Source organism: Mycobacterium sp., from assembly GCF_040509115.1.
Lineage (GTDB): Bacteria > Actinomycetota > Actinomycetes > Mycobacteriales > Mycobacteriaceae > Mycobacterium.
On the sequence record NZ_JBEVLO010000443.1, the window covers coordinates 1 to 9,275 of the forward strand.

General features: G+C 66.2%; 7 protein-coding genes. 3 read left to right on the forward strand and 4 right to left on the reverse strand.

Annotated elements, in window-relative coordinates:
* A partial coding sequence (locus ABW137_RS30510) for a PepSY domain-containing protein (RefSeq protein WP_526405753.1) occupies positions 1-976 on the reverse strand: 976 nt, incomplete at its 3' end.
* Positions 977-1,146: 170 nt separating this feature from the next.
* Between ABW137_RS30510 and ABW137_RS30515 the strand changes: the two genes are divergently transcribed.
* Positions 1,147-1,842 carry a zf-HC2 domain-containing protein gene (locus ABW137_RS30515; protein ID WP_526405755.1) on the forward strand — a complete coding sequence of 232 codons (696 nt, stop codon included), beginning with the start codon at positions 1,147-1,149 and terminating at the stop codon, positions 1,840-1,842.
* 2 nt (positions 1,843-1,844) lie between these two features.
* Here the strand turns inward: ABW137_RS30515 and ABW137_RS30520 are convergent, their stop codons facing one another.
* Entirely contained in the window at positions 1,845-2,471 is a 627-nt protein-coding gene (locus ABW137_RS30520; RefSeq protein WP_526405757.1) for a DUF5134 domain-containing protein, read from the reverse strand.
* A 188-nt stretch (positions 2,472-2,659) separates the two neighbouring features.
* On the opposite strand from ABW137_RS30520, the gene ABW137_RS30525 reads away from it, so the two are divergent.
* The gene (locus tag ABW137_RS30525; protein ID WP_526405759.1) at positions 2,660-4,606 is read left to right on the forward strand and encodes a cytochrome c oxidase assembly protein; all 1,947 of its coding nucleotides are present in this window, start codon (positions 2,660-2,662) and stop codon (positions 4,604-4,606) included.
* 106 nt (positions 4,607-4,712) lie between these two features.
* Here the strand turns inward: ABW137_RS30525 and ABW137_RS30530 are convergent, their stop codons facing one another.
* The gene (locus ABW137_RS30530; protein ID WP_526405764.1) at positions 4,713-6,989 is read right to left on the reverse strand and encodes a heavy metal translocating P-type ATPase; all 2,277 of its coding nucleotides are present in this window, start codon (positions 6,987-6,989) and stop codon (positions 4,713-4,715) included.
* A gap of 101 nt (positions 6,990-7,090) precedes the next feature.
* Between ABW137_RS30530 and sigC the strand changes: the two genes are divergently transcribed.
* The gene (sigC, locus tag ABW137_RS30535) at positions 7,091-7,651 is read left to right on the forward strand and encodes an RNA polymerase sigma factor SigC (RefSeq protein WP_526405761.1); all 561 of its coding nucleotides are present in this window, start codon (positions 7,091-7,093) and stop codon (positions 7,649-7,651) included.
* Between the two features lie 15 nt (positions 7,652-7,666).
* Here sigC and ABW137_RS30540 read toward each other — a convergent pair whose 3' ends face one another.
* On the reverse strand, positions 7,667-8,401 hold the full coding sequence (locus tag ABW137_RS30540; RefSeq protein ID WP_526405763.1) for a hypothetical protein: 735 nt from the start codon (positions 8,399-8,401) through the stop codon (positions 7,667-7,669).
* Positions 8,402-9,275 lie beyond the last annotated feature (874 nt).

Genomic DNA, 9,275 nt, shown 5'->3' on the forward strand with positions numbered 1-9,275 from the left:
TGGCGATCCGATCGATGTCGGCGAACGGCATTCGAGCCGCGATCGGCCCAGCGGGCTGTGAGGCATACACCGGGTCGTCGGCGGCCGCCCATGCGATGCGCCGACCCAGCCGGTCGTAGTCACCCATCTTCGCAGGAGTCGACGGCGCATCGATCGACGTCGAGGGTGCCACCGTGGACGACAACGCCCGCCAGTTCTCACCCCAGTACCGCGACCAGGTCAGACCAGACAGGATGTAGCAGATCAAGACGACGGCGATCGCCACACCCGTGAGCGCGTGCAGGTCACGCCACCTGATGCGGCCGCCCCGACCCCACCGGATCTTCATGAGTGGCTTGGTGTTTTCGATGGCCCGTGGCCACCACAGATAGATCCCACTGGCCAGTAGCACCAGAATCCAGGTCGCCGTCAGCTCCATCCACAGGTTGCCCACGCCGACGGGGATGGTGGCGTCCGGATACGAGACCGGATCGATCAGATGTCCGAGCGACGGCAACTGAATCGTCGGCCCGTCGTTGCCGAACATCCGGTGCAGCTGATTGGCATAGCCCACGAGGCCGGACAACTCACTGCGCTGTCCGAGATACTGCCCGGTGTAGGGATCGACGTAGACCTGGGTGACGTTGCTCTCACCAGCCGGGTACTGCGGCGCATCCGGTGGAAGGAAGTCCACCCGCGTGGAATGCCCCGGTTGGTCGGGTGGCGTCACCGCGTCCAACGCATAATCGGCACCGACGTGCTCCTGAGCGGTCTTGACCTGTTCGTCGAGGGGAACGGTCTCGGACCCCTGGGCGACGACGAACAGGTCGCCGTTCAACCAGTTGTCCAGCGGCTGGCTGTACAGAATCACCAGACCGGTGCACGCCAGCACGACCAGGACCGGGGCGGCAAACAATCCGATCCAGAAGTGCAGCCGCCAAATTCGGCGCAGCACCGCCGCATCACCACGCCGCGTCGAAGTCATCGTCGTAGTCATGACATCCCCTCAAGCCGTCAAGCTGGCCGCACGGCCGTCGGACCGAGCGGTCAATTCGTGCGTTCACGGCATTAGTCGCACGACACTGCAATCTGGTTCCCCGACCCGCTCGCCGCGTCCCATCTGCGCCCTGGAGGAACATTCAGGCGCGAGTCGGCCACTATAGAGACGTGGAATGCGAGGTGGCCCGGGAAGCGCTGTCGGCGAGAATCGACGGCGAGCGTGAGCCCGTGCCCGCGACCCGCGTGGACGAACACCTCGATGAGTGCGCCGATTGCCGCACTTGGTTCGCCCACGTCACGGTTCAAGCGGACGGTTTACGGCGCATGGCTCAGCGGCCGGCGGTGGTGCAGGCCCAACACCACCAGCGAGATCGAGTGCCGCCGAATCTGCGGATGGGCTGGCAGCGGTGGGCATTGCTCGGCGTCGGTGTGCTGCAGATCGTCGTCGCCGCGATCCAGGCCGTCGGACTGAGCGTCGGCCTCTCCCACGCGGGCATGGGATCTGGTGGACATCTGCTCAATGAATCCACCGCGTGGTCGATCGCGCTCGGCGTGGTGATGGTCGCGGCGGCGGTCCGTCCGTCCGCAGCCGCGGGACTCGCCGGCGTTCTCGGCGTCTTCGTCGGGGTGTTGACGGTGTACGTCGTCGTCGATGCCATGTCCGGGGCCGTTACCGCGACGCGGGTGCTCACCCACATTCCCGTCGTCCTCGGCGCGGTGCTGGCATGCCTGGTGTGGCGCCGCGCTCCGCGGCCGCCGGTAATGCCCGCTGCCGCAAACGAACCCGAAATCGTCTTGCCACCGACCGCCTCGCGGGGCAGGCGCCGTGGGCACCTCTTTCCCACCGATGGATCGGCGGCCTGACCCTAGACCATCACCCCGAACATGATGGCCATGCCCGCCGCCATCATCGCCTGGGCAGCGGTTCCGAGAAACCTGTGCGACGGCTGGCTCGGCTCGGCCTTCCGCGCAACGAAGTAGCGGTAGAGCCACCAGCCCACGGCAACGGTGAAGCCGATGACACACAGCCAGTTCAGCCCGACAATGAAGGGCGGCTCGGCGCTCGGGTCGGCCGCAGGCATGTCGGGCGTGCTCGCCGACGACGATCCGTGATGCCCGGCAGGAGTCCCGCCACCCGCGCCTTCGGCAGGCGCCGGCAGCAGACCGCCGCTCATCACGGCGTACATCCATGCCATCGCGAGCATCATCGAGGCGTGATAGGCGTTGATTCCTCGGTGTCCAGACTGGGCGAACGCAACGACCACGAACCAGACCGTGGCCAGCAGGAAGAACGCCGTGGGACCCGCGGTGGGGACGGCGGCGCCCCACGGCCAGGCCATCGCGACCATCGCCACAGCCATGGCGAGGTGTAGGAACTGACCGACGACGTGCGTCCATACCCGGCGTCCGGTCGCGATGGCGAACACGCATTCCGCGGCGCTCAGGACGAACAGCGCCGTCACGACCGAGCGCAGGAACAGGTCTTGGATCATGGCGGTGTCGAGTGCTCCTTCGGTGGACGGGACGCAATGGTCTCTCGGGCAATGGTCGGAACCGGGCGGTGAAGAGTTCCCACGCCAACGGATGTCTACGACGGACGGTCGTAGGCTGATCCTCGACTCATCGAGCGGGAAAGGTCGCGACGAGTGGAACCAAGCAACACATCGAACGGCTGGGGCCGATGACGGTGCCAAGGCCCGTCGCGGCGGTCGGCGCTGGCTACCTGCTCGCGGTGGCGGGCCTGACGTGGCACGCGATCGACGCCGGTGCCAGCGTGTACGCGTCGACGGGTGACTCCTATCCCGGCCTGCTCACGACCGTTGCCGAGCCGGTGGGCTACTTCACGGCAACCGTGGCGGGCATGCTGTCGTTCGCGGGGTTGCTGTACGTCGTCGTCACCGCGCGCCCGGACCCTCACGGCGTGATCGACGAGCGGGCGTTCCGCATCCACGTCGTGGTCGAGAGGGCGTCCGCCGCGTGGGCGCTCGCCGCGGCGGCGATGGTCGGGATCCAAGCCGCCAGCGATGCCGGGGTACCAGTGACGCGACTGGTCGGCGGTCCGACGTTGTTCGACGCCATCCTTGCCTCCGAAATGGCACGCGCGTGGATCGCGGTGGCAGCAACCGCGCTCGTCGTCACGGTGACCGCGCGCCTATCCGTGCGGTGGGTCACTCACGTTCTGCTGATGGTGCCCGCGTTGATCGGGATCGTCGCCATCCCGGTCAGCGGAAATGCGGGGCAGGGGCCCGACCACGACTACGCCACCAGCGCGGCGATCGTCTTCACCGTCGCGCTCGCCACGTTGGTGGGGGTCAAGGTCGCCGCAGCGATCACCCAGCCTCCGGAAGCGCTGCGGCGCCGCGTCGCGGTCGTCGAAACCGCCGCGGGAGCAACCACTCTCGGGTACGGCATCATGCTGCTGTCCGTTCTGGTGGGGCCTGCCGGACCGTTCGGAACGTCGTACGGTCGGGCGGGCGCCATCGCCGCAGTTCTGTTGTTGGCGGTGTGGGTGAGCGACGTCGCCGCGGTGGCGTCACGCCGTCGGACCGGTGCGTCACCTAGCGCCTTGCGACGCACCACGGGTGCGTTGGCGATGATCGCCATCGTGGCACTGGCCGCGTCGATGGCGACCCAACCTGCGCCGAGACTGCTGACCCACCGGTTTACGACGTGGGACATCTTCCTCGGCTATGCCCTACCCGATCCGCCGAGCGTGGTGACGATCCTGACGGTATGGCGCTTCGACACCTTCATCGGGCTCGGCGCGGTGGCGATGGCCGCGCTCTACGTCATGGGCTACGTCCGCCTACGGCGTCGAGGCGACGGTTGGCCGGTGGGCCGACTGATCGCTTGGGTCGTGGGCTGCATGGTGTTGTTATTCGCCAGCAGCTCGGGCGTCCGGGCCTACGGATCGGCGATGTTCAGCGTGCACATGGCCGAACACATGACGTTGAACATGTTCGTGCCGGTATTGCTCGTAATGGGCGGACCGGTCACGCTGGCGTTGCGGGCCCTGCCGTCCGCCGCGGAAGGTCGACCACCCGGCGCGCGGGAATGGCTGTTGTGGCTGGTGCATTCACGGGCGGCGGCGTTCCTCGCCAACCCGATCACGGCGTTCGTCTTGTTCGTGGCGTCGTTGTACGCCGTGTACTTCACCCCCATCTTCGACACGCTGGTGCGGTATCACTGGGGTCACGAACTGATGAGCGTGCACTTCCTGCTCGTCGGATACCTGTTCTTCTGGGGCATCATCGGCATTGATCCCGGCCCACGCAAGCTTCCCTTCCTCGGACGGCTCGGACTTCTCTTCGCCGTGATGCCGTTTCACGCCTTCTTCGGCATCGCGGCGATGACGATGAACACCGCGATGGGTGGCCAGTTCTACCGGTACGTCGACCTGCCGTGGCTATCGAGCATCCAGGGCGACCAACACCTGGGCGGCGCCATCGCCTGGGGATCCAGCGAGCTGCCGGTGATCCTCGTCGTCGTCGCGCTCGTCGCACAGTGGGCCCGTCAGGATCGTCGAGCGTCGACGCGCTTCGACCGCCACGCCGAATCCGACTATGCCGACGACGAACTCGACGCGTACAACGCGATGCTGCGCGAATTGGCCCGCAACCGTCGCTGACGCTGCTACTCGGCTAGCACCCCGTCTGGAACCGTCGTGCGACTACCCGCTAGCGCCCCGTCCCATGGCAGGCGACACGTCGGTACCAGTCGAAGCCGGTACCCAGTCAAAGCGATCTCCGGGCCCCCGAGGCATCTGAGCGCGGCCCGAAGTTGCGCAGCCGCAAGCTGTTCGTCACCACGAAGAAGGACGAGAACGCCATCGCCGCACCGGCTATCAACGGGTTGAGCAACCCAAGTGCCGCAACGGGTATGGCGGCGACGTTGTAGGCAAACGCCCATGCCAGGTTGACCTTGATCGTGCGCATCGTGGCCGCGGCGAGATCGAGCGCGAGGGGGACGACCGCGAGGTCATCGCGGACCAGGATGACGTCGGCGGCACCGATGGCGACGTCGGTACCGCGACCGATGGCCATGCCGAGGTCGGCACTGGCGAGGGCCGGCCCGTCGTTGATGCCGTCACCGACCATCGCAACCACCCGGCCGTGCTCGCGGAGTTGTTCGATGACGTCGACCTTTCCGTCCGGCAGCACGTCGGCGATGACCTCGTCGATGCCGACCTGGGCCGCGACGGCCGCCGCGGACTCGGGGTTGTCACCGGTCAGCAGCACAGTACGAAGTCCGCGTGCGTGCAGCGCGTCGACCGCATCGACCGCGGAGCCCTTGACGGTGTCAGAAACTGCGACGACACCGCACGGCTCCCCGTCGACCTCGACGAATACCGCTGTCTCACCGCGCGTTTCGGCTTGTCGCCGGGCTGCCACCAGTTCCGCGGAGGGGCAGGACGGGGCGATCCAGGACGGCTTGCCGACCCGCACCGACCGACCGGCCACCGTGCCGACTACGCCACGGCCGGCTATCGCGCGAAAGTCGTCCACCCCGTCATGGCCGTCGCATGCCGCGGCGATCGAGATGCCGACGGCGTGCTCGGAGGCCGACTCGACCGCTGCGGCGTACCTGAGCACGTCGTCGCCCTTCCATCCCCGCGCCGCCACGACGGCGCCGACCGTCAGCCGCCCCGTCGTCAGGGTGCCGGTCTTATCGAAGACGACGGTGTCGACGGCGCGCGTGGCCTCCAACGCCTTGTGTCCCTTGAGGAAGATGCCGAGTTGAGCGCCGCGCCCGGAGGCCACCATCATGGCGGTCGGGGTAGCCAGTCCGAGCGCGCATGGGCAGGCGATGACGAGCACGGCCAGAGCAGCTGAGAATGCTTGATCGGCCCCTCCCCCGGCGACGCCCCATCCGATGGCCGTGACGGCCGCGATGGCGAACACGCAGGGAACGAACACGGCGGCGATGCGATCGGCCAGTCGCTGCGCGTCGGCCTTCTGCGTCTGCGCCGCTTCGACGAGGCGGACCATGCCTGCGAACTGGGTGTCGGCGCCGACCGCGGCGGCTTCGACGATCAATCTTCCGTCCAGCACCACCGTGCCGCCGATCACGCTGCCGCCCGGATTCACCCGCAGGGGCTTGGCCTCGCCCGTCATTGCGCTCATGTCCACGGTCGCGGCGCCCTCGACGACGAGGCCGTCGGCGGCGATGATCTGTCCGGGCCGGACGACGAAGCGTTGTTGTTCCTTGAGTTCGTCGGCGGGAATCACCATCTCGGACCCGTCGCCGAGCAGGACGACGACGTCCTTTGCGCTGAGCGCCGCCAGTGCGCGCAGGGCTCCGCCTGCCTTTGACTTCGCTCTCGCCTCGAAGTAGCGACCAGCCAGGACGAACACCGTCACGCCCGCGGCGACTTCGAAGTAAATCGCGTCGCTCCCGACCAGTGCCTGCCACACTCCCCCGACGGCGTCGGCGGCGTCGGCGGCGTTGTTGTGGTGACCGAACACCGTATACAGCGACCAGATCGACGCAGCGGTGATGCCCACGGAGATGAGCGTCTCCATCGATGCACCGCCATGACGGGCCTGACGCAGGGCCACGCGATGGAACGGCCATGCCGCCCAAGTCACCACGGGCACAGCCAGCGCCGTCAGTACCCACTGCCAGCCGGTGAAGCGGGTACTGGGAACCACGGCGAACATGACTGACAGGTCAGCCAACGGGACGAAGAGGACGGCCGCCACCGCAAGTCTGATCAGCAGGTACCGCGCGTGGTCGTCATCGGGATCGTCGTCGTGATGGGCACTCGCGACGCGGGGTCGGGCCTGGTATCCGGCGCGATGAACCGCGTCGCACAGTTCCGAAGCGGCCGTGTCCGCCGCGGCGTCGACGGTGGCGACGCGGGTGGCGAAGTTCACGGACGCCCTCACACCGGGCAGCTTGTTCAGCGCCTTTTCGACTCGGTTTGCGCAGGCAGCACAGGACATGCCGGTGACGTCGAGTTGTACGCGCTGCGCGTCGGTCGTGCCATCGTTGGTTACCGCCGCAGTGATCGACACCGACAACTCCATCTCCTCGTGCACACGCTTCATCAGACAAAGTCGTCACAGCGCCGCGATGAGTTCCCGAACGTCATGGCCTAGGCTCCCTAGCCGTGGCGACAAGTGGCGACGACGACCAAGTTACCCACCTCGCCAAGCGGGCCGGTCGCGGCGATCGGGCGGCGCTCGCGCAATTCATCGAGGCCACTCAGCGGGACGTCTGGCGGACGGTGGCCTACCTGGCCGATCCGGCGAGCGCCGACGATCTGACGCAGGAGACGTTCTTGCGCGCGATCAAGTCGCTGCCGCGCTTCAGCGGTCGATCGACGGCCAAGACGTGGTTGATGTCGATCGCGCGCCGCGTGGTCGTGGACCAGATCCGATACAACACGAGCCGACCGCGACCGGCATACGTCGTGGACCTGGACGACGTGCTCGGGGATAGCCGGGGCGGCAACCGGATCGAAGAGATGGTCGAGATCCGCATTCTGCTCGATGGGCTGGACGCCGAGCGCCGTGAGGCGCTGGTGCTGACGCAAGTTCTCGGGATGACCTACGCCGAAGCCGCCGAAGTCTGCGGGTGTCCGATCGGCACAATCCGGTCGCGAGTCGCACGCGCGCGGGACGACCTGTTGCGCGCGGCCAACGACGAAGGCCGGGCCGGATCGGCCTGACGCCGTCGTGCGACTCTATTGCATCGTCGGAACGGCAGCGGCAAGAAGCTGCATGCCGAAGAACATGTAGCCCATCGAGAGTGCCATGGTCGCCATCAGGGTCCGCTCCTTCCAATCCGAGTCAACGAGTTGATCACCTGCATGCGAGCCGCGGGCCACATCAGGAAATGCCTGACCACCCGTCGACAGTGACATCGATTTGCATTCCGTCGCGACTTGTCGGGCGGGTGTCTTCGGGGCCGCTCGCCGTCTGAGGGCCAATTCGTACGGAAACCATCGGTGATTGGCCGTCGAGCGAACATCGTCCGGGAAGAGGTTCGCCGCCCAGCCGAAAGTCTCGATGGCGAACCACGATACGAGGACGAAGATCAGGATCGCGTTCCAGCGCATCATGGGAAACCACATGTAGGCCATCGACGCCTGCCCTACCAGCAGCAGAAGCCAGAGCAGGTTGACGGGTTGGCCACTCACGAACTTGGCGAGTAAGTACACGCCGACCGCGGTCGAACTGGCAATGAAGAACCACATTTGCCACGCGGCGGGCAGCCAGATCCAGTAGTACGACATCGACAGGAACATGTACATCATTGACAGCGCCATCGTGACGTGTCCGGCGTGAAACCATCTGTTCCCGTGACCGTGGACCAGGCATGGCAGATGGTGGACGATGCCAAGCGCCAGACCAACGGAGAACACGATGCTGAGCCAGCCCGGAAAATAATCCGGACCGGATGTCAAGAAGCCAAGCACGAGAATCTCTCCTCTTCCAGGGTTGAGAGCTGACCGTCGCGGCCACTCGAATCGAGAGTGACTGCGGCACAACTGAATCCGGTTTAGTCCTGTGATCGCCACGCGTTCGAGGCCGCCTAGACGTGTCAGCTTCGCCATGACCCCTCTTCCGTGCCATCACCGTTGGAGCGTTTGATACATGGTCGCGCGAGGGTGAGCTTTGGTTCCCGAGGCCACGTTCGGTCCGTACATGGGTCCTGAACCGGACCAAGGGGCGGTGTGGCATCGCCTGAGAGCCGAACCGTTGCCAGGGGCCGGCTCAACACAGCGAGATTGCGTGCCCGTCGGGCGGCGAGGCTCGACGTGGCGACCCCAGCCATCAGGCAACGCACAGTGCAGGCACAGGTCGTGATGCAGGTTCTCGACCTAACGTCGCCGGAATCGAGCGAATTGCACTGCACCCGGACTCGATCGAATTCCCGTCGGACCGCTCTGATCGTCGATGCCGCTGTGGCGGTGGGTGGTTCGTGTCCGACGCTCGGCGAGGAGATGAAATGCACCAGAGAGTCGATCATTTCGGCCACTTCGGGTTCACCGAGTGCTCCTGCCAGACTCGCTGGCAGCGCAAGACGCTCGCGTCGCCACCCTCAGCGCTAACTGTTGGCGGCCGCCGAGGAACGGACCAACGACGCGCACCCGTCGGCGCGGGCATCGTGGTCACGACGATGGCCGGCCGCAGCCTTCTCACCTGCAATGGTTTCTATAAGAAAGCAATCACCCTTGCATGTCACCCAACCTTGTTGTCTAGCCTCGCGATATTCATCGTCCCTCGCCTAGGAGCAACCATGGCCGTACCAGACCTCAACGGCATCCGTCCATGAACACCACACGCATG